Here is a 24993-nt window from a genome sequence, read left to right as displayed (position 1 = left end):
TGCACTCCTTTTTAAAAATAGAAGAGTTTAAATGTTATTAGGATAAACAGTTCTTAAGAACGATGTGCTACTCCAGCATGCCTCGGCCTTGAACAGGCATCGCTGTCCATTCGCCTTGGTCCTGCCAAATGACTTGATTATGCAAATTCACCGTGCTGCAAATATGGTTCGGGATGATATGAAGCTGATCGCCGACCTGCCAGGGACAATCTGCGGGAACCTGGAGCATGCCATGTTCCTCGCTGAGCCGTTCGAGAACAGCCTCTGGTGCACCGATCACATGGCCAAAGCCCACAAGATGCAAGGGAGCCGTACCCGGCTGTACATCCGTCGCGAACGTTTTGCTGCCGCCATCGATGACCACGAGTTCTGGACTTGGACGGCTAACGATCGTGACGAGAACGCTGCCTGCACAATCGTTGATAGCGCATACACCAAATGCCGATTGCATTCGATCTTGATACACATACGTGCCAGGACGAACTTCCGTAATGCCTGGAACGGCAGCTGCAAATGCGGCTGTAGGCGTTGATCCAACACTGACATCTTCAATTGAAAGACCCGCATCACGCATCGCTGTCGCAATCCGCACCATCCATTCGCCTTCATCGCGACCGGCACGTTCTAAGTCCAGCGTGGCTGCACCATCCATAAGTGCACCACGGAACGTGAAAATCCCCGTAAGTCGAAGATGGTCGAAGGCCGCGATTTGCTGCGCCAAGGCTGCGGCGTGATCCGCATGAACCCCCGTGCGCCGAAGCCCTGTATCAATCTCAAGCCTCACTTCGAGCGTAGTGCCAGTTGCCGCTGCTTGTTCATTAAGACGGCGCGCGCCTTCGAGGCTATCGACAGCGACAATGAGACGGATCGAACGGCTAAGCTGGATGGAACGGGCAATTTTGGACGGTGTGACGAGGGGGTAGGCAATGAAGATGTCCTTAATGCCGCCCGCAGCCATCACTTCGGCTTCCGATACTTTGGCGACGGTAATGCCGCTAGCGCCTGCTGTGAGCTGAGCATGAGCGACAGACGGCATCTTATGCGTCTTGGCATGCGGACGAATCTTTACACCGTGCGATTGGATGGTTTGTGCCATCCGGTCGATATTCTGACGTACTTTGGCCGCATCGATCACAATACAAGGTGTTTCCAGATGTGTGGACATGGCGATTCTCCTTTATTCAAATATAAGAGGTTGTTCAATCGACCTCGAAGGCAAGTCACCACTTTGTGGGGTTCTATTCGCTTGTTTTCGATTCTTCTAAATAGCTATATAGCGTATATTTCGAGATATTCAGATAACTGCAAATTTTCTCGCCCGCTTTCTTAATGAGAAAGGCGCCTTTCTGGTCGAGCAGCTGGATGAGACGCATCTTGTCTTCCTTGGTCATCGCCGCGACAGGTCTGCCGACGTGCTCCTGTGCCTCTTGAATCAATTGATCGAGTAGATCGGAGACATTGGAGACGAAGCTCTCCCTTACCTCTGGCTGGAGCCCGCTCGCTGTTAAGGATTGCAGCGTTTTCTCCGCCATCATGAGATCGGTAATATCGTAGTTGATACAGAGCGAACCGATGACGGTGCCCTCGCTGTTCCTCATATAGAGCGAAGTAGAGCGCAGGATTCGTCCATCTTTCGTCTGCGTGACGTAGTTGATCTTATTGCCGCTGTCGGACTGTCCGCGCAGCAGCTCGAGCCCTAGGTTCGTGCCCGGATCGCCGACTTTGCGTCCCGTGACATGACCATTTTCAATCGCGACGATTGTGCTGTCGTATGGCCTTGTGAGATCATGCAGCACCACCTCGCAGTTGTCTCCGAATTGGGCGGCAATCCCGCGGACGAGCGAGGTGAGAAATTCAAATTCAGCTTGCACTTGTTCCATGATGTGAAATCACTTCCGTTCTTACATAGAGTGGTTATGGTTCACATGATAGCACAGGAATGACCAGAATCAAACAAAAAGTTTGTCAGCCTAAAAGAAAGTTATGTCGAAGTGTTAAGGATATTTTAATAGGTCATATTAGAGAGGGGGCAAGCGTAGGATGGTAGAGGTCTTAAATTGAAATAAATGGAAGGATGTGCTACAACTGAGATACGTCTTTTTTCCAAAATGATGCATCCATCAGCTCTTCGATTTCGTATGATAACGGAGGGTTAAGTTTGAGTCTTTTCAAAATATAAGAATTTTCAGTTTAACAAATAAACTGTTCTTATATTTCTCGCTTAAACGCTTCCCGTCTATTCAAGGACGACGAAGTTGTTTATGTTTGGGTTGAGAAAAAAGAGTATAATCACAAGAATGCGAGGATACGAGATTCATCATGTATCTATAGGTATGAAAGTAGAGAAGGAGGCCAAGTGATGTTAGGAATGAGGAGCGGAAATCGCGCGCGGGTACGTCGAATGGTATGTGGGAGTGCGATTGTCCTCATGGTGTTCGGGAATGCAGCAGGTGCGCTAGCGGCAGGCCAATCTGGCGATGCAGCGCTAGAAGCGAAAGTGGTGAATGGACAAGTCTATGTGAAGGCGAGCTCTCTCGTAAGTCAACTAGGTGGGCAAGGCGTCTATGATGCGAAGAGTCAAACCTATCAATATAAAGCGGGAAATTCAGTCCCTTCTATTGTTAAGAAACTATCTCCATCAGTCGTCGCGATTATTGGGAAAGTGTCCGAAGGCGAGGTTGATACGTCAGATCGTTATAATCTTGCGCATGGGACAGGCGTGGTGCTTAAGAAGGATGGATGGATCGTAACGAATGCGCATGTGGTTAGCGGCTTGAAGCATGCGGTGGTCGTGACGTCGGACGGCAAGTCCTATACGATTGCGAAGCAGTTCGTCGATGAGATCAGCGACATTGCGATCATTCAGATTAATGCGAAGAACTTAACGCCAGCGGTATTCTCGCCTTCAAGTGCCAGTGTAGAGGTAGGAGAATCGGTCGTGGCACTCGGGACACCGATTTCGTTCTCTTTCCGGAATTCGGCGACGGTCGGTGTTATTAGTGGCTTGAATCGCAGTGTGGATTCGATCTACAAGCTGATTCAGACGGATGCAGCGATTAATCCGGGGAACAGCGGCGGCCCGCTCGTGAACATGAAGGGTGAGGTCGTTGGCATTAACTCGTTGAAGTATTCAGCAGTTGGTGTGGAGAATATGGGGTTCTCGATTCCGACGAATACGGTGCAATATATCGTGAATCAGTTGATGCAATACGGTAAGGTCAAGCGTGCGACCCTTGGTTTTGATATGGAGGAGAGCTGGTCCGCGATTGTCGGTCTGCCGACGAATGAACCGCTCACGGTGACACGGGTCGATTCCGATGTAGCGGTGAAAGCGGGGATCAAAGCTGGCGATGTGCTCTATTCGATCAACGGCAAGCAAGTGACGACAATGCTCGATATTAATGAATTGTTCAAGGGGTATATGCCTGGCCAGTCCGTGAAGCTAATGATGCAATCCGGCGGCGATCTGGTCGAACGTAAGCTTCAATTAACGGAGCAGAGCTAGAAGTGAGAGGGGAAGCAGTAATGGGGAAAAAGTTAAGCGGTTGGTTGATATGTCTCGCCTTGGTATTCACGATGGTGATGCCGGGCGTTGCGATGGCAAGTGAAGGAAATAGTGTGGAGCTGAAGTTCAAGCTGGGCAGTACGAACGCAACATTAAACGGCCAGCGAATCAGTATTGCCAAGCCTTATACGGAGAAGGGTGCGACGATGGTGCCGCTCTCGCTTATTACGAAGGCGTTCCAGGTGGAATTTTCGTTCGAAAATAATAAGAAAATTACGATCACATCCGGGGAGCATACGATCCAATTCGTGATTGGCAGTACGAATGCGACAGTAGATGGACGTACGGTCCAGACGGGAGCAGCACCGAAGCTGGTCGGTGGCGTGGTCATGGTGCCGATGCGTGTCGTGACGGATGCGCTGGGGGCGAATGTGAAGGTGGAAGCGGATCGTACGATCGTTATTACAGCTAATTTGGATGCGAGCGCAGGGTCTGGAGCAATTGGCGGCATTGATAGCGATGCGGGCAAGACGATGATTGGTGACAGCTACTACATGTGGTCGATGCGCTACCCGACGGGACTCGTGAAGCAGTTCCAGAGCGAAGCGGATGATTATGTTTCTTTTACCGATGAGAAAGGGACGTACCTGCTTGCTGTATCTGTCACGAAGGTCGATGATCCGATGACCGATGAGGATCTATTGAAGCAATTGACGAACGCGGCGCTATCGGAGAATGGATTGGTTGTCGATAAGAAGACGGTCAAAAGTGGAGCAACACCATATGCGCAAGTGATCTCCAAAGGTGAGGATGGCGTGTTTAGCGCGATTCGGGGGTATTTTGCGAACGATACCTATTATGAGCTGTACTACAGTGACGGCTTAGCGAAAAATTATAAAGATCTTGCAAAACATAATGATCTGCTTAATTCGTTCCGACCAGCTTATGACAAAGGGAATGGGAAGTTGAAGGACTTGTCTACTGTTGTGGGTGGCATGCGAAAAGCAGTTAACAGTGATTATGGCGTAACGGTAACCGTTCCGGCTTCGTGGAGTCTGTACCCGGAGGATTTGATTTTCGGGAATGATGACGGTTCTGCGCAGTTAACGTTCGATATTTCGTCGGCAGCTTCGGGTCTCAAAGTGGATGCATGGGCAGGGCAGATGGATCAATATTTCAAGGATGTGTTCGTGCCGGATGCATGGAATCTGCTCACGACCGAGCCGATTAAGGTAGACGGACAAGAGGGTGTCCTTAAGAAATATCAGTATACAACTGGGGAAGATACATATGTACAGTCGGAAATTTTCCTAATTTCAGGTTCTTACAAGTATTTGATTCAATATGATTACGATTCGAAAAACACATCGGCTGACAGCTTGTTCGGGGCGTTGGTGAAGGGGATTAAGCTCAATACGAAGGAGCTCAGCAGCAACTTCGGCTTCCTGGAGGATACACGGGCGTATGTAGATCGTAGTCTTACGTCGGTGAAATCGTCCAAGAAAAACGGCTATTCATTAACGATTCCGAACTATTGGATGCGTATCGAAAGTGAGTATGGAGGAGATCCGGGTAAAATGCAGTATCAGCTCCCGGGTGGTTCGTTCGAAGTGTCGGTGAATCCGACGGATCGTACGCTTAGCGAAGAGGTTGAGGCGTATAAGTACGTCTACGAGCAGCAGCGTATTTTGTATAAGAACTACACGGTAACGAGCACAGAATCCACAACGCTCGCAGGTCAACCGGCGTATAAGATCGTGCTGGACGGTAAAGATGCGCATCACGAGCAATATGTTATCGTGAAGAATGGCAAAGTGTACTCGTTGTTATCGACGATCATGAAGGCGAATCGCACGGACGTGAATGAGAAGGCGATTCAGAGCGTGTTCCAGTCGTTGAAATGGTCGAATTAAAGAAGGTAGGGCAGGTACATTGTGGTGAATGAATGTGCTCGCCTAGGAAGGCCGCAGCTCCCGGAGGGGTTGCGGTTTTATTTTGGTGCGGGGCGTGGAGGACGTTCATTGCTAGGTCGTGGTCGCCGGGAACGAGTTCATGGCGAGGGTTGTTCGTCAATTTGTGCTAACGAATCGTAGTAGGCTTAGTTAGGAGAAAATCGACTATTTTTACGGCTAAGGAATCGTAGGAGCGTTAATGTGCTCAAAAATGGTAGTTCGAGGAGGAATTGGAGGGAATAGCGTTTGCGTTGGATTCGTTACAGTTCCGAAATGACCATAATGAGGCAAATAAGAGTTTCTGGGTTCGTTAGTGGTAGGGTAGAGGATGGGGTGTGGGGTAATATATATCCAATTGGATAATTCCTTGGAATTCATATAGATTATTAGGCCGAAACTTTGGTAAACTAGAGAGTAGAGCTTTTTTTCAAAGATTAGTCATCCGCGGATGATAGGAATAGAGGGGTAAATGTAATGAGTCAGACAACGCTCACACGGGCGGATATTGAACTGTTAGCACCTGCAGGGGATTGGGATTGCATGCGTGCGGCGGTGGCAAATGGTGCGGACGCGATTTTCTTCGGTGTGGAGAAATTTAATGCGCGTGCGCGGGCGAACAATTTTCAGATGGATGAATTGCCAGAGATTATGGCGTTTCTGCATAGTTATGGGGTTAAAGGGTTCTTGACGTTCAATATCCTTGTATTTGAGGAAGAGCTACCGGAGGCGAAGGTGCTAATCGATGCGTGTATTGATGCTGGAGTCGATGCGGTGATCGTGCAGGATCTCGGACTCGTTAAAATGATTCGCGAGATCTCGCCGGACTTCCCGATTCACGGTTCGACGCAGATGACGATTACGTCACCAGAGGCGGTTGAGTTCACGAAGCCTTGGGATATGGAGCGGGTCGTATTGGGCCGCGAAAATAACCTGAAGCAAATCAAAATGATCGGCGATCAAGCAAAGCTTCCAATGGAAGTATTCGTGCATGGTGCGCTCTGCGTGTCGTACTCCGGACAATGCCTGACATCCGAGATGTGGGGAGGCCGTTCGGCGAACCGCGGGGAATGTGCACAGGCGTGCCGCTTGCCGTATGATCTGATGGTGGATGGGGAGCAGAAGCCAATGGGTGACGTGGCGTATTTGCTCTCACCGAAGGATCTTGCTGCGATCGATATCGTGCCGGAGCTGATTGAAGCGGGTGTGACATCGTTCAAAATCGAGGGACGTCTGAAGAGCCCAGAGTATGTGGCGAACGTGGTGAGCAAGTATCGGAAGGCGATTGACCAGTATTTTGCGGGCGATCGTTCGGGGCCGTCGAAGGAAGAGGTTCGTGAACTGCAGCAGAGCTTCTCGCGCGGCTTTACGCATGGATTCTTGGAAGGAACGAACAATAAGAAGTTGGTCGAGGGGACGTTCCCGAAATCGCGGGGTGTGTACCTTGGTCGTGTCGAGAAGATTCTTCGCGACGGTGTCGTCTGTAAGATCGAAGCGCCATTGAAACGTGGAGACGGGATCGTATTCGACGCCGGAGATCCGACGAAGAAGGAAGAAGGCGGACGCGTCTATGACGTGCGTCGCCAAGGCGTGAAGCTGGAAGGCGAAGCGGCGGAAGGCTGGATCATCGATATCGTGCCGGGTCGGAATGACGTGAACCTGCAAAAGGTTAATGTAGGTGACCGGATCTGGAAGACGAGCGATCCGGCGCTGGACAAGCGTCTGCGTCAGACGTTCGAGACGGAGAAGCCGTATCGGGTATTCCCGGTGCACGTGCGTGTTGAGGGTCGCGTAGGCGAGCCGCTTCGCACGTGGTGGACGGACGTCCAGAAGGGCGTGACGGTGCAAGTTGATTCGGAGCTCCTGCTCGAAGAGGCGCTGAAACGTCCGATGGACGCGGCGTTGCTGGAGGAACAACTGGGCCGTCTCGGCGGCACGTTGTTCCAGCTGGAGGCGATGGACGCGCATCTGGAAGGCGCGATCATCTTGCCGATGCGCGAGCTGAACGCGCTGCGCCGCACAGCGGTGGAGCAGCTCGCAGGCGAGCGTCCGAAGCCGCCGGTGTACGTGAAACGGGCGGTTGAGGTGTACGGGGACGCGAAGGGGCGCGAAGCTGGTTCGCTGCAGTCCAAGCTTACAGTGTTGTGCCGCACGCTAGAACAAGTGCAGGCAGCGGCTGCGAGTGAAGTCGGCATGATCTATGCTGACTTCGAGTTCATCAAGCAGTTCCCGGCAGCGGTGGAAGTGGCGCGTGAAGCCGGCAAACAGATTGCGCTCGTAACACCGCGCATTCATATGCCGAACGAGAACGGCTACCATCGCAACATTTTGAAGCTGCAGCCAGATGCGATCCTGGTGCGTAATACGGGCGCGTTGTATTTCTACATGCGCGCTCGTGCGGAGTTCGAAGCGATGCACAGCGGCATGAACGTGAACGCTGTGGCAAGCGGCGATACCCTGCATGCGGGATCCGCGACCGGGCCGTCGAACATTTCGACGGGCAGCCTTGCTGATACCTTCGCGAAGATGGAGAAATTCCCGCGTCTGATCGGCGATTTCTCGCTCAACATCGCGAATCACAAAGCAGCGGATTTATTCGTCGAAGTAGGTTGTGACCTTGTCACGCCATCGTATGATTTGAATATTCAACAAATGGTCGACCTCCTAGGTCGTGCAGATACATCGAAGATGGAAGTCGTTATCCATCAGCATCTCCCGATGTTCCATACCGAGCACTGCGTGTACTGTACCTTCATGAGTGAAGGCACAGACTACACGAACTGCGGCCGTCCTTGTGAAGAGCATCGTGCTTCCTTACAAGACCGTATCGGGATGTCTCATCCGGTACGTGTAGATGAGGGCTGCCGCAACACAGTATATAACGCCATCGAGCAATCGGGTGCGGAGTATATTCAGAACTTCTTGGAGCTCGGTGTATCTCACTACCGGGTTGAATTCCTGGAAGAGACAGCTGACCAAGTCCACGAGGTCATCGATCTATACAAACGCGCGCTGCAAGGTAAGATCAGCGGCACGAAGGTCTGGAAGACGCTGAAGGCGACGAACCAGTTAGGCGTAACGCGGGGGCAGTTAGTGAAGTAGGGTTGAAAAATAGGAGTCTCAACGCATTATGCGTGGAGGCTCTTTTTTATCATATTGATGCTTTGAAGTTTCGATATCTATGAAATCCTGTATAATATGGAGAATAAGTAGATAGGCTTCAACTAAAGGAGGTCCATGAATGAAGATTCGTAAAGCAATTATCCCTGCTGCCGGGCTAGGGACTCGGTTCTTACCAGCTACAAAAGCGATGCCGAAGGAAATGCTTCCGATCGTAGATACACCAACCATACAGTACATCGTTGAAGAAGCGGTAGCCTCCGGCATTGAAGATATTATCATCGTAACGGGTAAGGGCAAGCGTGCGATTGAAGACCATTTCGATAACTCCTTTGAGCTTGAACATACATTATTAGAAAAAGGCAAGATACAGCTTCTAGGAGAAGTACAGAAGTCATCCAAGATGGCGGATATCCATTATATCCGGCAGAAAGAACCCAAGGGCCTAGGTCATGCTGTGTGGTGTGCTCGAAAGTTCATTGGCGATGAACCTTTTGCTGTATTACTTGGTGACGATATTGTGCAGGCAGAAGAACCTTGTCTGAAGCAAATGATTGAAGTCTTCAATCAGCACCACGCCTCGGTTGTAGGTGTTCAACCTGTTCCACACGCGGAAGTATCGCGTTACGGTATTGTAGATGGACTATCAATAGATGAGCGTTTGTACCAAGCGAGAGGATTCGTAGAGAAGCCGCCTGTTGAGAATGCTCCTTCGGATTTAGCCATTATGGGTCGCTATATTCTTACACCTGCAATCTTTGATATACTCGATCAACAAGATGTTGGTGCAGGAGGGGAGATTCAACTGACGGATGCCATTGCTCGGTTGAATCAGCAAGAGCAAGTGTTGGCGTATCATTTTCTCGGTAAGCGGCACGATGTTGGGGAGAAGTTGGGGTTTATTAAGACGACGATTGAGTATGCGCTGCAGAAGGAAGAACTGAGGGAAGACTTGATTGGTTTTATGAGAGGGATATTGAATATGAAATAATAACAAACGCCTTGGCAAGGCTTAATACCTTGCTCAAGGCGTTTAATATTTTCTATTTTGCGCTTGCTGCAATTGCAGCAAGTACTTCTTTTTCACTAGCATCTGTTGCTATAAGCGCATCGTATACGCTTTGATCTGTTGTACCTTGTTTTTGTAAGGAAACGATATACCAACGAGCCATATCTCTATTAACTGGATCATTATAATCAGCTGTTAACAGAGGCTTAATAAAAGTTGCGGCTTTCGCATAGTCAGCTTGATTGAAATAAATTTGGGCAACATTTAAGTTGATCTTCGGTGTTATATCAAATGCTCGACCTTGTAACTGTTCTTTGGGCAATGAAGCAAGGACTTGTTTTTGATCGAGAATTTTTTGATAAGCTCCTAATGCCGCATCGTAGCTTTCCAACTCCGTGTTCAATTGGATCACTTTCTCATAGAGGGACATATTCCATGGGAAGTTCGTTAGCTGATCCTCAACAAGTTTAAGTAAGTTTTTCTTATCACCTAGCAGCTCATATTGATTCATTTGTAAACTTATTAATTGGAAATTATAAGGTTCTTTCGCTAATGTTTTAACTAATAGGTTCTGTGCTTCATCGTAGAACTGTTGGTTCTGGTTCTGGCTATACACGGATTGAAGTAATTGAACTTTTAGTTGAGCATAGTCAGGATTCTCACGTAGTCCTAATGCTTTATTAATCGGCGTAACGATTTCATTATAGTCTTTACTTGTCTGCTGCTGAACCATGTCGAGCGATTTCATAAAGCTTGCATTTGCGCTTAGCGACATTTGAGCAAAGATAAACATCACAATGGCAAGCACTGAGATCAGTGAAGGATATGCCCATTTAATAGCCTGGACATTCTTCATCTTCTTGGATTCTTTAGGCTGTATATTTGATAGCATAGCTCCAAGACATAAGAATAGCAGCACACCGACGTACACGTAGCTGATATCAAAGTCTAGAATGCTATGAATGAGAAGCGCGATCGCAATAATGAAATAGTAGAAATGCGAATCACGGCTCGCTTCATCACTTTTCACATAATTTCTAATATACGTATAGAAGAATAGAATCAATAAACCAACAAGAACAAGGAAACCTACAATTCCGACCTCAACAATGTTTTGGAAGAAGAAGCTATGCGCTTGACGGCTTGTATACGGGTTGTGCTGATATTTTTCATACATCGAATACCATGCGCCACCCCCGGCACCGAATACAGGATAGTCAGCAACCAACTTCATCGCATCCTTATAGAACGTTGCACGCTCAAGAACACTATGCTGTTGGAAGTTGATATTCTCGAGACGGATTTTCACGTTCTCAGGAAGTAGGTTTTTCGCGCTTGTGCCAATAAATATTAATACCATTGCCAGGCCTAAAATGACCGCTGCAGCTGGCATAACAAGAGATGATGCTTTACGTTGTCCAAAGCTGTTAAGTTTTTGTTGCAGCCATGGTGTTACAAAATGTTGTAGCAATGTTGCGATTATTGCAACAAGGATTGAAACCCCGAGAGTTAACATCCAACCTTTTAAGGACTCAGATCCATTAAATTGTCCGTTTACAGCAATACCAATCGTTGTCACCTTATTTAAAATGGCCATCGAAGCAATGAACGCGAGCGCTACGTGGACGGTATACATAATTTGTCGATAAGGTTTGAGGCACAGAATGACGATCAAGAACACGACTGGCAGAATAACGTATGCTGCACGAGAAAGAGTTAAAAAGAAGGATAGTATTATAGGCACAAGCATAAACGCATGAATGGCTGAGACATACCACTTCCGACTTTTAACGAGAAGGAACGCAGCTGCAAATAGAATTGCGATCAAAAATGCCGCATATGTATTCGCATATTGAAAGAATGACGTCAAACGCAGACCGTTAGAGTCTATCATGACAGCATCCAGGTATGTACCTGTCGGCGATTTAAGAGGGATTAACCACCCTAACGCAGCTGCTATAAACTTGCTGTTGCCGAACCAATGGAATAGTCCGAAAAATACAGTGAAATATGTCGAAACTAGCAATGTATTCTGGATAATCGAATTATCACGTGTTTTTCGTGTAAAATAGAGACCGATGACAAAAATGACCGCGTAGATCAAATAGATATAGACCATATTTAAGGCTTGATAGTGTGAAGCTGCAGGAATTAGTGATATGAGATAAGTCAATGGCAATGCAAAAATGAGGATTGCATACCAGTCTTTCAGGTCTTTTGGTTTCCAGTTTTTAAATAGATAGATACCCAAGACCAACATAATAATAGATACCCAGCGCACTGCTTCATAAAGTGGTCTTTCAAAAGCAATCTGTTGTCCATTAAATAATGCGGCCCATAGTGGGGACCAGAGTAAGAAGAGAACGAATACACCCATTAAAATCCAATAGATTAGAGGGTTTTCTTGCTGCTGCAGTCCAATAATGCTTTTTGGAGTGCTGCTCTTCTTCCCATAAGTAGGATTTGACATTTTTCTATAATCTCCTTTTCCGTTCCGAAATAACGACATCATTTTACCATATCTGTAGGGGAGAAGGGAAATATGTATAGTATAATAAGTGTAGGTAACATTACATCACTTTTGTGGTAGTGTTGAGTATACAGCTTTGATACAATTGTTAAGTTGTGAGTAAAAGATGTGTTTTAATGAATGTGAATAAACAATTTGAGTCTAGGAGAAGTTATGAGCAGAAAAAAGACTGATATTATAATTGGATTTATCATATGTTTTGTGTTGTTTTTTTTCATGACGAGTTATTATCAAAGAGATAATACTTTACCCAAGCTAACAGTCGAACTTAAATCTACGATCGAAACAGATATTCAGATGTTCTACTCTAGTTCTTATGATGCTGATTGGACAGAAGCGAATTCGATTCATAAGACATATAAGGATATGAATGATTGGGAAAAACTTAATTTCGAAATACCTAAAAACACTAAATTTATTCGGATTGATTTTGGTGGAAAGCCTGCAAAATTCGATGTTAAAGATATTTCAGTGCACGGTAACCATTCGATTTTAATACCATTAAATGAAGTTTTTAAAATAGATAAGAATCAGTTAAGTATTTCCTCAATTAATGAACAACAGGTGAAAGTATCATCTCTGGGGGAGGACCCATATACTATTTTTAAAGTAGATACTTTTATTACTAAAAGTATGACTAACATTAACTTTATTCAGGTTGTTATTGGAGCAGCTATTAGTATAATTTTATCACTAATATGTTGTGTGATATTTATTTATGGTAGAGACACTATTATATATATTAAAGAATTAGTTAATAGTAGAGCATTGATCTTTAAATTAGCAAAAAATGATTTTCGAACGAAGTATGCTTCTTCTTATTTAGGAGTTATATGGGGATTTATACAACCTATTGTTATGATTTTGACTTACTGGTTTGTTTTTGAAGTGGGTTTAAGGGCGGGCGGTGTTTCAAACGTCCCATTTATATTATGGTTTATAGCTGGTATAATTCCATGGTTTTTTTATTCAGAAGCAATCTCTTCGTCAACGAATGTTTTTATGGAATATAGTTACTTAGTTAAAAAAGTTGTTTTTAAAATAGAGGTTTTACCAGCAGTGAAAATAGTATCCGCATTTTTTGTACATGGATTCTTTATTCTGTTTCTATTGGTTATATATATGATTTATGGTTACCACTTTCAATTGATTCATATACAATTACTATATTATATCGTATGTTCGCTTGTTTTGGTTTTAGCTACATCAATAATAGTGTCGTCTGTAGTTCTGTTTTTTAGGGATTTAAATCAAATAGTTATGATTATTCTGCAAATAGGTTTCTGGTTTACTCCAATTGGATGGTCTTTCGAGATGGTACCAGCCTCGTGGTTGTGGATATTTAAGTTAAATCCAGTGTTTTATATTGTCGAGGGTTTCAGAGATACTTTAGTTCATCATATTTATTTTTTCGAGCATCCTTATTATACGCTATATTTCTGGATGTTCTGTACATTTTTGCTTGTAGTAGCGGTAAAAATATTTAAAAGATTAAAGCCGCATTTTTCTGATGTGATTTAGAAAAGGAGGGCTGAATATGAGTGTAATAGTAAATGTAGAAAAACTAGTGAAAACTTATAAATTATATGATTCTCCGTTTGATAGATTAAAGGAGGCGATCCTCCCTGGTAAAAAAAAGCATTATAAAGAGTTTCGTGCTTTAAATGGACTTACGTTTCAAGTGAATAAAGGTGATGCTATTGGCATACTAGGTAAAAATGGATCGGGTAAATCCACGTTGTTAAAAATGATTACAGGAGTCTTGACTCCAACGTCAGGAACAATAGATGTAAATGGTAGGATTTCTGCGATATTAGAACTGGGTGCAGGATTTAATCCAGAATACACAGGAAGAGAAAATATTTTTCTGAATGGTATGATGATGGGGTTGACGAATTCAGAAATTGAAGAAAAATTAAATTCAATTATTGAGTTCGCCGATATCGGAGATTTTATTGAGCAACCGGTTAAAGTATATTCAAGTGGAATGTTTGCAAGGCTTGCATTTGCTGTCTCTATTAATGTCGAACCGGATCTATTAATTGTTGATGAAGCACTGGCAGTTGGAGATAGTCGATTTCAAATAAAATGTATAAATAAAATGAAAGAATTAAAAGAAGAAGGAACTACAATTTTGTTTGTTTCACATGCAACAGAGCAGGTGAAGCGTTTTTGTAATAAAGCATTGTGGATAAAAGATGGAGAATTAATTGTAAGTGGACAATCAAGTGAAGTAGTGGATTTGTATGAGGATTACATGAAAAACGATGTGGTACCGGATTTGAATAAGAAGATTGAGCTAGATGTATGCATGGAAGTTGAAGAAGACTTTGTTGTTCCTCTGAATAATGAAATCATGTCACTGATCACAAAATATAAGTTGAATAAGGCAAACTTTAATTGCTTTGATCGGTTTGAAGTTGAAGTCGAATATGAAATTTATGAAGAAATAATTGAAGGCTTTTTACTAGGAGTAGCTATATATACGCCTAAGAGAGAATACATTTTTGGACCGAATACTTATCTGGAAAAAATAGAAATACCAAACAATTTAGGGAGACATGTAGTGAAATATATTATTCCAGAGCTACCTATTTTATCTGGAACTTACTTGCTTGATATAGGTGTATTTAATAACGAAGGAATAGTATGTATAGATTACAAGCAAGAAGCAATCGAATTCCACGTTACTAATAAGTATTTTTCGGAAGGTCAGTTCTATATTAACCATGGTTGGGAAGTGATCAAATGATAGAACATGTATTATTCGACCAGTTTCAGCGATATAACAATGTAAAATTAGTAGTGGACAAACTAAGAAACAATAGTAAATTAAAAATTCTTGAAGTAGGAGCAAATGAACACCAAAATTTAGAGAGATTTCTTCCAAGCGATGAAATTACGTACTTGGATCTGTCACTTCCAGAGCATTTGAGAAATCATCCAAAGTATATCGAGGGTGACGCTACACAAATGGAGTTCAATGATGATTCATTTGATGTAGTTGTAGCTTTAGATGTATATGAGCATATTCCAGTCGAGAGAAGACAAATGTTTGTTCAAGAATTAAATAGAGTGAGTTCTGAGTTTTTCATTATTACAGCACCATTTCATTCAGCGCATGTAGAAAGTGCAGAAATAAGAACGAACGCGGTTTATAAAAGTTTATTTCATACTGATTTTATTTGGTTGGATGAGCATAGAGAGAATGGTTTGCCTGATTTTGAAGAGTTAGTCTCGCATTTGTCTGTCCTAAAAGTCGATCATGCTTTTTTGTCTCATGGAGATGTTAATGTGTGGGAAAAAATAATGAATATGCATTTCTTTGCAGCAAAGAAAGGTGAGACTTCCCTTTATAGAAGTGAAATCGACACATTCTATAACCGATATATATTCCCTAATGACTATACTGAGAATTCTTATAGGAAGATTGTTGTGGGCTCTAAGAAAAATAACGTAGATCATATCGAGTCCATTGCAAACACTGAAAAAGATTATGATGCTATAAAAAAGTTAAATGAACTAGAAAGTATATTCTATCAATTATTCAATACATTGGATCAAACAGAGATACCTGTAAGTACTAAAGAGTATGCACATGACGATTTTGCTCAAGTTTTCTTTGATTATGGTAAAGGGTTTAGTGAGGAGTATAGCATTGTATTATCTCATACTGAACAACAATCTCGATTTTATAGTGTTAACAATGAGTTGGATAAAGAAATAAAATCAGTAAGGATAGATCCATCTAATTATAAAGGGATTTTTAAACTACGAAATATATGTATTAATCATGGAAATGAGATTTCGTTTTATGTTAGTGGGAATTATATCGATAAACTTGATGATGTTTATCTGTTTGATAAAGATGACCCTAATCTCGTCATTGAATTTGAGAAAGGCATAGAATTAAAAAGTATTAGTTTCGAGTTGAATATCTTAATTTCAGATGTTTCATACTTAATCGAAGTTCTGCATCAAAGAGAAAAATATTATGAAGCACAACAACTACAAAATGAAGTGTTGAATGAAATGAATAAAGACTTAGATAGTAAGATCCAGGGTTTAAGCAAAGATATTAATGAGTTAGTTCAAGAAGTAGAGAAATTGAAAGAGTGTATCGAACATAAAAATGATGAAGTTAACTCACTTCAGTATTCTAATCAAGAACAAGAAGCGTTATTGAATTCTATTTATCAATCTAGAAGTTGGAAGATTATAAGTAGAGTGAAAGGTATGTTGAAAAAATGATTATGAATGGAAGGTAGATGTGGACGGATTGAAGTATACTCGAAAAGGCAATATGAAATTAACTCCGGTATCGGATTTAGTATTAAAGGAAGATAAGTGGTGCTCCATTGGAGAAGATCCACATTTTATTCTTGAAGGTAAGTTTAAATCAGGTTGGAATAGATTCGAATGGTATTCGGAAGCAGCAGAGCGAATCCCACTAAAACTTTACTGGGATAATGGTCATGGCTTCGATGAATCTCGAAGTATTAATTTCTCAAGCATATTAAAAGGAAGAGGCTATCAAAAAGGTTTTGTATTTATACCTCATGGTGCTAACCGATTGAGAATTGATACAGGGGAAAAATTATTGCTTAGTTTCGTTTTCAACTGTTTTACTCTTAAAAAAGTATTTAGAGGAAGATTACTAGTACATTCATTGACAAAAGTACTAGAGCAAGATGGTGTATCCCCAAAAGAAATATATAAACTGGCGAAGAAAGTCTTGGCAGAATTCCGTACAAATGGAGCCAAATCGCTATGGGCAAAAATAAAGCGAGTTGGTCTGGAAAATAAACTTAACTATAACGATTATTCAATTTGGGTAGATGAAAATACTTTAACTGAACATGATCAAATCAGAATTAAAAGTGAAATAAACAATTTCGAGTATCTACCACTTATATCTATTATTCTTCCTGTATATAATGTCGACGAGATTTGGTTGAGAAAATGTATTCAATCTGTTCAAAATCAGTTATATACAAATTGGGAACTATGCATTGCTGATGACGCATCAACCAAACCTCACATCAGAAAAGTGTTAGATGAATATATGTTACTAGACACTCGCATTAAAGTTGTATATAGAGAATCCAATGGGCATATCTCGGCCTGTTCCAATTCAGCCTTAGAAATTGCAACAGGAGAGTTTGTGGGGCTTCTTGATCATGATGATGAGTTAACCATCGATGCACTATACGAGAATGTAATGTTATTAAATGCATACCCTGATACGGATATGATTTACAGTGATGAGGACAAAATAAGTGTTGTTGGGAAAAGACATTCTCCATTTTTCAAACCAGATTGGTCACCAGATATGCTACTTTCCCAGATGTACACGTGTCATTTTAGTGTTTATAGAAAAAAAATAATTCAAGAAGTTGGTGGTTTTAGAAAAGGATTTGAAGGGAGTCAGGATTATGATCTAGTATTAAGAATTACTGAACGAACAAATAGAATTAAACACATATCTAAGGTATTGTATCATTGGAGAACTATTGCATGTTCTACGGCTTCGTCTTCAGAGGTTAAAAACTATACAAGTGATGTTGGCATTAGGGCATTGAATGAAACAATTCAAAGACGAGGATATGATGCGGAAGTGCGCCAAGTTGAAGGGATTCCAAATCTATATATACTCAATCATATGCCGACTAGCAACCCTCTTGTTTCCATTATTATCCCTACGAGAAATATGGGTGAAGTATTGGACAAATGCTTGCAGTCTATATTTAGGTTTACCCAATATGACCATTTTGAAGTGATTGTAATAGATAATGGTACTGATGATGAAATTACATTAGAACTGTTTGAATACTGGATAAATAAAGAAATTGATAGATTTAGAGTCATTAGAGCAGACATACCATTCAATTATTCAAAATTAAATAACATAGGGGTAAATTATGCTAAGGGGGATTTGATTTTATTATTAAATAACGACATAGAAGTCATAAGCGAATCTTGGCTTTCAGATATGGCGGGCCAGGCTATTAGAAAGGAAGTAGGAGTAGTTGGTGCTTGTTTATTATACCCAGATAATACAATTCAACATGCAGGTGTAGTGCTTGGAATAGGTGGTGTTGCAGGACATAGCCATAAATATTTTGACTCAAATGAGAATGGGTACTTTAGCAGAATAAAAATGGTTAGTAATTATTCTGCAGTAACAGCGGCTTGTTTAATGGTTAAAAAAACTCGCTTTCTTGAAGTGGGGGGGCTTGAAGAAGAACTCGCTGTAGCTTTTAATGATGTCGATTTTTGTCTGAAAATTAGAGAGAAAGGCTATAACAATGTATGGCTTCCTCATGTGAAGCTATATCATCATGAATCAAAGAGTAGAGGACATGAAGATACTCCTGAGAAAATAGAAAGATTTAATAGAGAAGTGAATTATATGAAGAAGAAGTGGGGAGAAAAATTAGAAATAGACCCTCATTATAGTAATCATCTCACTAAGGATAAGGAAGATTTTGGACTATGTTTGAAATGAATAGTCTGCAATTAACCGTAAGAGTTTTTGAGAATGGGATTCACATTTTAGGTAATTAAATGACTTAGTTGTTATATATACTCATTATTTTTAGAGATAACCGTTAAAAGAAATAATTTCAATCTATGTTCAAAAAGGGTAACTGATAAGGAAGGGATAATAGAATATAATGCTCTCGCTACCTACATAGGTAATAGAGATAGAGATTTTATATGGAGAGGTGGGTATGCTAAAATAGCATCGCGAAGTCCTTGTGATTTGCGGCCTTCGCGAGTACTCATGCCCGTAGAGGTTTCATGTCAAATCACTGTGTTAAACTATCAAACGTACCTATAGCTACGAAGTAAGCAAAGAGCTTATTCTTTAGTCATCTCATTCAACGGTCTATTTTTAATGGCTTAAGAGTAAGTTTCTTGTAACAGATGGAAGTCAACACTTCACATTTGACTATGTATTACGTATCTTAATTCTATTTCCTGGGTCTAAGGTTATGGGAACATTTAGAGGGAGCACGTTAGAATGAGAAAAAAGACTTTGGGTTTAATTGTATTAGTAATAATAGTTTTTTTGGTACAATATCTTTATTTTAATAAAGATTATTTTATTTATGGTATTGGAAAAAGTGAAGAGCAATTAAGTATTGTGAATGAGTTAACACATGATTTGCAAAAAACTTCTAATGGGTATTTATCAACAAGCAACGATTCTTGGATAGAGATCAAGAATATTGATAAAAGAATTTCTGAGATAAAATTAGATCTTACGTATGAAAATAGCGGAGGAACACTACAAGTTTTTTATACTGGATCAAAATCGAATGGCTATTCAGAAGATAATTCTTTTAAACAAGATAGTATTTCTGGTCAAAATACTTACACAATTAACATAGATGATAAAGTTGAGAGTCTTAGATTAGATTTCACAAACCTACCCGATGATCATTTTAGTATAAATGAAATTATGTTAGTACCACCTAAATTAGTCTCTATAAACTTAGAGAAGCTCATAATAAGAACACTGCTGATTACAATTTTTGTATTATTAATCTATATATTTTATAGGTATTTGAACGAAGTAATTAAGTATCGATACATACTAGGCTTGGTCCTTTTTGTTATTCTTGTTTTGTTTAAAATCAATGGTTCTTCTATTGGTATGTGGGATATATATGTCCCCGGTGACCATGAGTCCTCAAAAATATTGGGTGTGGAAAGGGGGATTAGAAGTGATGAATGGTTAGTTCAAACACCTTATCTATTATCTCAGGCACAACATGCAGAGTTATTTGAGTATAAAAACGAGATGATTAGATCAAATGGGCAAAACATGGTTTTAGCTAATGCCCCGACATTCACACTTGAGACATTAGGAAAGCCGTTTTTATGGGGTTTTCTATTGTTTGGAACAGATTATGGTTTATCATGGTTCTGGTTCTCAAAATTAATATTACTAATATTACTTTCATTTGAAATATGTATGTATTTAACAAAAGGGAATAAGGGGATTTCTGTTATAGGGGCTTTTTGGATCGCTTTTTCGGCTCCTGTACAGTGGTGGTATTCTACGTCATTTGTTGAATCAATAATATATTCTCAAGCTATCATTGTTGCTACGATTTATTTCTTAAAATCAAAAAGTCAAAAGGTTAGAATCGGATTAATATTTTTGGCAGCATTCAGTTCGATTGGATTTATTTTTAGCATATATCCAGCAACTCAAGTTCCGTTAGGTTTTTTAACACTAGTATTTTTAGCAGCTATTATATTTAGTACTGATGTAAAAAAAATAAGAATATCGAGATCTGAATGGTTTGCATTTGGAGGGGCAATTGTCTTAGTCATGTTAACGCTTGCTTTATTCATTATTAATTCTAAAGAAGATATTAACATACTATTAAATACAGCATATCCAGGAAGTAGAATATCTACTGGAGGCGGTGGTTCATTTGCAAATCTTCAACTCTATTTGATAAGTTGGTTACTGCCTTATAAGGAAGTTACGTTTTCTAACAATAGTGAGGTTAGTAGCTTTCTCAATTTTCTCCCTGCTATTGTATTAACTAGTGTACTATGGTTACGAAAATCATTGAGTCATAATAAAATAGCTGTTTTTCTTTTTGTTTATCTATTATTTCAATTGTCATGGTTATTTGTATCTTATCCAGAGGCAATAGCAAAAATTACAATGTATTCATTTGTTCCTGAAAATCGTTTGATGCAATTTACCTTTGGGCTAACAGCTCTTTATCTTACAATTTGGTTTATTGCTGAAGTTATTCGTGAAAAACCGTATTCAAGAGCACAAACAGTAATTATTTGTTTCTTTGTATTTATTCTTTACTACATGTCAGTGTTTAGAAGCGAGATGGCGCAATACCTTGCTGAATTTTCATATATTACAATAATATTTTTTGTAATATTGAATTTTTTTGTGCTCAGAGGGATGAAAAAAATGTTGATAGTGGGTATTGGAAGCTTTCTGATAATATCCGGAATTACAGTAAATCCAGTAGTAAAGGGTACTGGGGCAATATTTGATAAAAATATTGCAAATAAAATTATTGAAATAAATAATAATGAAAATTTCCCTAAGTGGATAGCCCTAGATAGTCTCGTGAATGGACAATACTTAATAGCACTCGGTTCTAATTCACTGAATAGTGTACATTTTTATCCTGATTTATCAGTCTGGGATAAACTTGATCCAATGAAAAAGTACAATGATATTTATAATAGGTATGCACATATAATGGTGCATTTATCGGACGCCCCAACAGCTTTCGAATTAAAGAGTCCGGATGTTGTCGTTGTAGATCTAGATATTGATGATTTATATAAGGTAGAGGCCAAATATGTTTTATCCCCAAATGAACTAGCTGATTTTAAAAATTTAAAACAGTATTATTATGATTCAATAAGCCATCTTTATATTTATAAAGTAGAGGGAGAACAATAATGTTTAAAAAAATACTGTTGATTATTCCCGCATATAACGAAGCTAAAAATATTACCTCACTTATTAAGAGTATTAACAAAGTCAGTATTGAAAGTTGTTGCCTTGATATAGTAGTTATTAATGATTGTTCGTTAGATAATACAGGTGAAGTTTGTAGTGAATTAAATGTTTCTACTATTAACCTCCCATGTAATTTAGGTATCGGTGGTGCTGTACAAACAGGTTATAAGTATGCAAAAGAATATGGCTATGATATTGCAATTCAAGTAGATGGTGATGGGCAGCATGATCCAACTTATCTTGAAGTCTTGATTAAACCAATATTAAATAATGAAGCCGATTTAGTAATTGGTTCGAGATACATTGAGAAATTAGGGTTTCAATCATCAAGAATAAGGCGAGTGGGAATCAATTATTTCTCAAAATTACTTAAGGTATTAACAAAACAGATGATTACTGATCCAACGTCGGGGTTTAGAGCTTGCAATAAACAAATAATAGAATTATTTACAAAGCGCTACCCCGTTGATTATCCTGAACCGGAATCAATAATGTATCTAAAGAGAAATGAATATAGAATTAAAGAAGTTCCTGTACATATGAAAGAAAGAAAAGATGGGAAGTCTTCGATTACTATGCTTAAATCAGTCTACTATATGTTTAAAGTATCTTTGGCCATAGTTTTAGATAAAATGCGTAAGCAGATTATTTAGGAGGATAAAAATTGTTACCTCTAAAATTGCAATTAATACTTATTATTGGGGCACTTTTATGTTTATTTTATTTAATTAATTTGATTCGCAAGTACAAATTAGAACTTAAGTATTCTATGTTATGGCTTGCGGTGGTACTAGTTATTGTATTATTAGCGTTATTTCCTAGTTCATTCGTAGTGATATCTAAAATTATGGGAATTGAAATGGCAGTAAATGCTTTGTTTTTGGTGTCTATATTCTTCGGATATGTTTTGATTTTTTCATTAACCATTACACTTTCACGGTCCTCTATGAAGATTAAAGAACTTACTCAGGAAGTTGGGTTAATTAAGAATGAACTTCTACAATTGAAAAAGGAAATGCGAGCTATTGAGAGAGAAGCATTTCATAAATAAGGTGGTAATAATAGGTGTGGTTTTTAATTTTTGTGTATTTAGTATTTGCTGTTAGCGGTCTTATTTTCATGAAATTAGGAGCTGAAGGTACCAGTATCCAATTTGGGAGTAAGATATTGGATATACAATTGAATGTGTATATGATACTTGGTTTAATTACCTATATGTTAGGTTTTCTTATGTGGGCAATCCTCCTGAAAAAATATGACTTATCTTACATAGTACCTATCACCACGAGTTTAAGTTATATTGCTGTTATTATAGGCGGGGTGTTTATATTTAAAGAAAAAATTAGTCCATTGAATGGTATTGCTATAGGTATTATATTGATCGGTGTGATTTTATTGAATATCCCTAAAAAATAATAAGGAGCCATTCCTGTAATGAAGTAATTTGCCCTTTGAAAACAAAAAGCGCCACTTGTTATACTGGGAAACGTTCCACCAAGAACAAATCCCAAACGAAAGAGGCGCTCTCCATGAAGTATAAGATGAAACAGAAACAAAATCAACGCATTACCGAATCAACGCTGGTCGTCGGAGCGGACATCGCCAAGAGAATCCACGTGGCTCGTGCAGTCGATTTTCGCGGGATTGAGCTTGGCAAGGATTGTGCGTTTCATAATAGCCAGGAAGGGCTGACGAAGCTGGCAATGTGGATGAAGGAACTCGGGCAGGCGCATGGCAAAACCGACATTATTTTTGGCGTCGGGCCTACTGGACACTACTGGTTTCCGTTAGCCGCTTTCTTGCAAAATCAAGGTATTCAGGTTGTCGTCGTGAATCCTCATCATGTCAACAAGACGAAAGAGCTTGAAGACAACTCGCCAACAAAGAGCGACTACAAGGATGCAAAAGTTATCGCGGATCTCATACGGAATGGAAAGCACTCCGAGCCGAAACTGCCGACGAACTACACACCGTAAGGGCAATGACCCTGTAAAGGAGAGAGAATCGGCATCCATCCCTTGAGAGGTAGAACGAAGGAATGTAAGGGCATAGACCCAGCGTGACATGGGAGGGTAAACCCCAAGGGTGAGTATGGAGATCCACTGTGCGACCATAACCAATTATCCGCAGTTTTGGAACCTTAACGATCTTGAGCTCTGTTCCTGCCTACGCTCATACAGAAAATCGTGGTGCAGACTACATTCTCCACCAGCACCTCTTAACTGTCAAAGTTGAAATCTTAAGAATAAGCGAGAAAACAGGAGAAAACATTACTTTATAGTGGGAGTGATTGAATTGTTTAGTAATAAAGTGTTGTTAATCACTGGTGGAACGGGTTCTTTTGGACATGCTGTTGTTAGAAGATTTCTTAATACGGATATCAAAGAAATTAGAGTTTTTAGTCGAGATGAAAAGAAACAAGATGAAATGAGAAATCGATTCAAGAGCGATAAATTAAAGTATTATATCGGTGATGTTAGAGATTTTAATAGTATAAATGATGCAATGAAAGGCGTAGATTATGTATTTCACGCTGCAGCCCTGAAACAAGTACCATCATGCGAATTTTATCCGATGGAAGCCGTTAAGACCAACACGATTGGTACTGAGAATGCTGTGAATGCAGCGTTACAGAACAAGGTAAAAAAATTAATTTTATTAAGTACGGATAAGGCTGTATATCCTATTAATTCCATGGGAATATCGAAGGCGATGGCAGAAAAGGTTGTCGTTGCAAAGTCCAGGAACTTATCAAGTGAAGAGACAACACTTTGTGTAACACGCTATGGAAATGTTATGGCATCTAGAGGATCAGTAATTCCTTTGTTTATTAATCAGATTAAAGAAAGAAAAGATCTCACAATAACAGATCCTTCAATGACACGATTTCTAATGAGCTTAGATGATGCGGTTGAATTAGTGTTGTTTGCATTCCAATATGCTGAGAATGGTGATACTTTTATTCAAAAAGCTCCTGCTTCTACAATTGAAGTATTAGCAAAAGCTTTGCTCGAACTATTTGAATCTAAATCGGAAATTAGAATAATTGGTACAAGACATGGTGAGAAGCAAGCAGAAGCATTGTTGACTAGGGAAGAGCTGGCGAAGGCTATTGATATGGATCATTATTATAAAGTTCCGAGTGATACAAGAGATTTAAATTATGAAAAGTATTTTTCTGAGGGGGCAGAGAAAATCTCACAATTAGAGGATTACAACTCCAACAACACGGAGCAGCTAGATGTAGAAAAAGTCAAAGAGCTGCTTCTTAAGCTTGATGTCATCCGACATGAATTAGGGATCAACGATAATGATGAGTCTACAGACTTGATTGATATCTTATAAAATTTGATGTTG

16 protein-coding genes and 1 pseudogene are annotated in these 24993 nt (G+C 40.4%); 14 read left to right on the top strand and 3 right to left on the bottom strand.

Annotated elements, in window-relative coordinates; genetic code table 11:
• Window positions 1-67: 67 nt before the first annotated feature.
• Both C558_RS0123195 and C558_RS0123190 read right to left on the bottom strand, forming a co-directional pair.
• Complete coding sequence (locus C558_RS0123195) at window positions 68-1165, bottom strand: alanine racemase (RefSeq protein ID WP_018758703.1); 1098 nt, start codon at window positions 1163-1165, stop codon at window positions 68-70.
• Window positions 1166-1238: 73 nt separating this feature from the next.
• Window positions 1239-1880: a helix-turn-helix transcriptional regulator gene (locus C558_RS0123190; RefSeq protein WP_018758702.1), complete on the bottom strand. Its 642-nt coding sequence runs from the start codon at window positions 1878-1880 to the stop codon at window positions 1239-1241.
• Window positions 1881-2359: 479 nt separating this feature from the next.
• On the opposite strand from C558_RS0123190, the gene C558_RS0123185 reads away from it, so the two are divergent.
• From C558_RS0123185 to galU, 4 genes are all read left to right on the top strand, one after another.
• The gene (locus C558_RS0123185) at window positions 2360-3505 is read left to right on the top strand and encodes a S1C family serine protease (RefSeq protein ID WP_018758701.1); all 1146 of its coding nucleotides are present in this window, start codon (window positions 2360-2362) and stop codon (window positions 3503-3505) included.
• Window positions 3506-3525: 20 nt separating this feature from the next.
• Window positions 3526-5418 (top strand): copper amine oxidase N-terminal domain-containing protein, encoded by a 1893-nt coding sequence (locus tag C558_RS0123180; RefSeq protein WP_018758700.1) that lies wholly within the window; start codon window positions 3526-3528, stop codon window positions 5416-5418.
• Window positions 5419-5931: 513 nt separating this feature from the next.
• Complete coding sequence (locus tag C558_RS0123175) at window positions 5932-8556, top strand: U32 family peptidase (protein WP_018758699.1); 2625 nt, start codon at window positions 5932-5934, stop codon at window positions 8554-8556.
• Window positions 8557-8695: 139 nt separating this feature from the next.
• Window positions 8696-9565, top strand: coding sequence for a UTP--glucose-1-phosphate uridylyltransferase GalU (galU, locus tag C558_RS0123170; protein ID WP_018758698.1), 870 nt, complete (start codon window positions 8696-8698; stop codon window positions 9563-9565).
• A gap of 52 nt (window positions 9566-9617) precedes the next feature.
• On the opposite strand, the gene C558_RS0123165 is transcribed toward galU, so the two are convergent.
• The gene (locus tag C558_RS0123165) at window positions 9618-12053 is read right to left on the bottom strand and encodes an O-antigen ligase family protein (protein ID WP_018758697.1); all 2436 of its coding nucleotides are present in this window, start codon (window positions 12051-12053) and stop codon (window positions 9618-9620) included.
• A 213-nt stretch (window positions 12054-12266) separates the two neighbouring features.
• On the opposite strand from C558_RS0123165, the gene C558_RS34810 reads away from it, so the two are divergent.
• The 10 genes and pseudogenes from C558_RS34810 to C558_RS0123115 all read left to right on the top strand — a co-directional run bounded on the left by C558_RS34810 (window position 12267) and on the right by C558_RS0123115 (window position 24981).
• Complete coding sequence (locus C558_RS34810) at window positions 12267-13634, top strand: ABC transporter permease (RefSeq protein ID WP_018758696.1); 1368 nt, start codon at window positions 12267-12269, stop codon at window positions 13632-13634.
• A gap of 16 nt (window positions 13635-13650) precedes the next feature.
• Window positions 13651-14865 (top strand): ABC transporter ATP-binding protein, encoded by a 1215-nt coding sequence (locus tag C558_RS0123155; RefSeq protein WP_018758695.1) that lies wholly within the window; start codon window positions 13651-13653, stop codon window positions 14863-14865.
• On the top strand, window positions 14862-16364 hold the full coding sequence (locus tag C558_RS0123150) for a class I SAM-dependent methyltransferase (RefSeq protein WP_018758694.1): 1503 nt from the start codon (window positions 14862-14864) through the stop codon (window positions 16362-16364). Before C558_RS0123155 ends, C558_RS0123150 begins: the two co-directional genes overlap by 4 nt.
• Window positions 16365-16383: 19 nt before the next feature.
• Window positions 16384-18621, top strand: a complete 2238-nt coding sequence (locus C558_RS0123145; protein ID WP_018758693.1) for a glycosyltransferase family 2 protein — start codon at window positions 16384-16386, stop codon at window positions 18619-18621.
• Window positions 18622-19140: 519 nt separating this feature from the next.
• On the top strand, window positions 19141-21576 hold the full coding sequence (locus C558_RS0123140; protein WP_018758692.1) for a DUF7657 domain-containing protein: 2436 nt from the start codon (window positions 19141-19143) through the stop codon (window positions 21574-21576).
• The gene (locus tag C558_RS0123135; protein WP_018758691.1) at window positions 21576-22289 is read left to right on the top strand and encodes a glycosyltransferase family 2 protein; all 714 of its coding nucleotides are present in this window, start codon (window positions 21576-21578) and stop codon (window positions 22287-22289) included. Before C558_RS0123140 ends, C558_RS0123135 begins: the two co-directional genes overlap by 1 nt.
• An 11-nt stretch (window positions 22290-22300) precedes the next feature.
• Complete coding sequence (locus C558_RS0123130; RefSeq protein WP_018758690.1) at window positions 22301-22687, top strand: DUF2304 domain-containing protein; 387 nt, start codon at window positions 22301-22303, stop codon at window positions 22685-22687.
• Window positions 22688-22701: 14 nt separating this feature from the next.
• On the top strand, window positions 22702-23052 hold the full coding sequence (locus C558_RS31745; protein ID WP_018758689.1) for an EamA family transporter: 351 nt from the start codon (window positions 22702-22704) through the stop codon (window positions 23050-23052).
• A 113-nt stretch (window positions 23053-23165) separates the two neighbouring features.
• Window positions 23166-23600, top strand: a pseudogene (locus tag C558_RS0123120) (IS110 family transposase); the annotation flags it as partial.
• A 331-nt stretch (window positions 23601-23931) separates the two neighbouring features.
• Window positions 23932-24981 carry a polysaccharide biosynthesis protein gene (locus C558_RS0123115; protein ID WP_026264095.1) on the top strand — a complete coding sequence of 350 codons (1050 nt, stop codon included), beginning with the start codon at window positions 23932-23934 and terminating at the stop codon, window positions 24979-24981.
• Window positions 24982-24993 lie beyond the last annotated feature (12 nt).

Origin of the sequence: Paenibacillus terrigena DSM 21567 (genome assembly GCF_000374845.1) — a bacterium.
Taxonomy (GTDB): domain Bacteria; phylum Bacillota; class Bacilli; order Paenibacillales; family Paenibacillaceae; genus Paenibacillus_K; species Paenibacillus_K terrigena.
The sequence above is the reverse complement of the archived record's forward strand: the minus strand, read 5'-3'. Positions and strand labels throughout refer to the sequence as shown.

Coding starts and splice junctions, on each gene's coding strand:
- C558_RS0123195 (WP_018758703.1), bottom strand. CDS start 1,165: ATGTCCACACATCTGGAAACACCTTGTATTGTGATCGATGCGGCCAAA.
- C558_RS0123190 (WP_018758702.1), bottom strand. CDS start 1,880: ATGGAACAAGTGCAAGCTGAATTTGAATTTCTCACCTCGCTCGTCCGC.
- C558_RS0123185 (WP_018758701.1), top strand. CDS start 2,360: ATGTTAGGAATGAGGAGCGGAAATCGCGCGCGGGTACGTCGAATGGTA.
- C558_RS0123180 (WP_018758700.1), top strand. CDS start 3,526: ATGGGGAAAAAGTTAAGCGGTTGGTTGATATGTCTCGCCTTGGTATTC.
- C558_RS0123175 (WP_018758699.1), top strand. CDS start 5,932: ATGAGTCAGACAACGCTCACACGGGCGGATATTGAACTGTTAGCACCT.
- galU (WP_018758698.1), top strand. CDS start 8,696: ATGAAGATTCGTAAAGCAATTATCCCTGCTGCCGGGCTAGGGACTCGG.
- C558_RS0123165 (WP_018758697.1), bottom strand. CDS start 12,053: ATGTCAAATCCTACTTATGGGAAGAAGAGCAGCACTCCAAAAAGCATT.
- C558_RS34810 (WP_018758696.1), top strand. CDS start 12,267: ATGAGCAGAAAAAAGACTGATATTATAATTGGATTTATCATATGTTTT.
- C558_RS0123155 (WP_018758695.1), top strand. CDS start 13,651: ATGAGTGTAATAGTAAATGTAGAAAAACTAGTGAAAACTTATAAATTA.
- C558_RS0123150 (WP_018758694.1), top strand. CDS start 14,862: ATGATAGAACATGTATTATTCGACCAGTTTCAGCGATATAACAATGTA.
- C558_RS0123140 (WP_018758692.1), top strand. CDS start 19,141: ATGAGAAAAAAGACTTTGGGTTTAATTGTATTAGTAATAATAGTTTTT.
- C558_RS0123135 (WP_018758691.1), top strand. CDS start 21,576: ATGTTTAAAAAAATACTGTTGATTATTCCCGCATATAACGAAGCTAAA.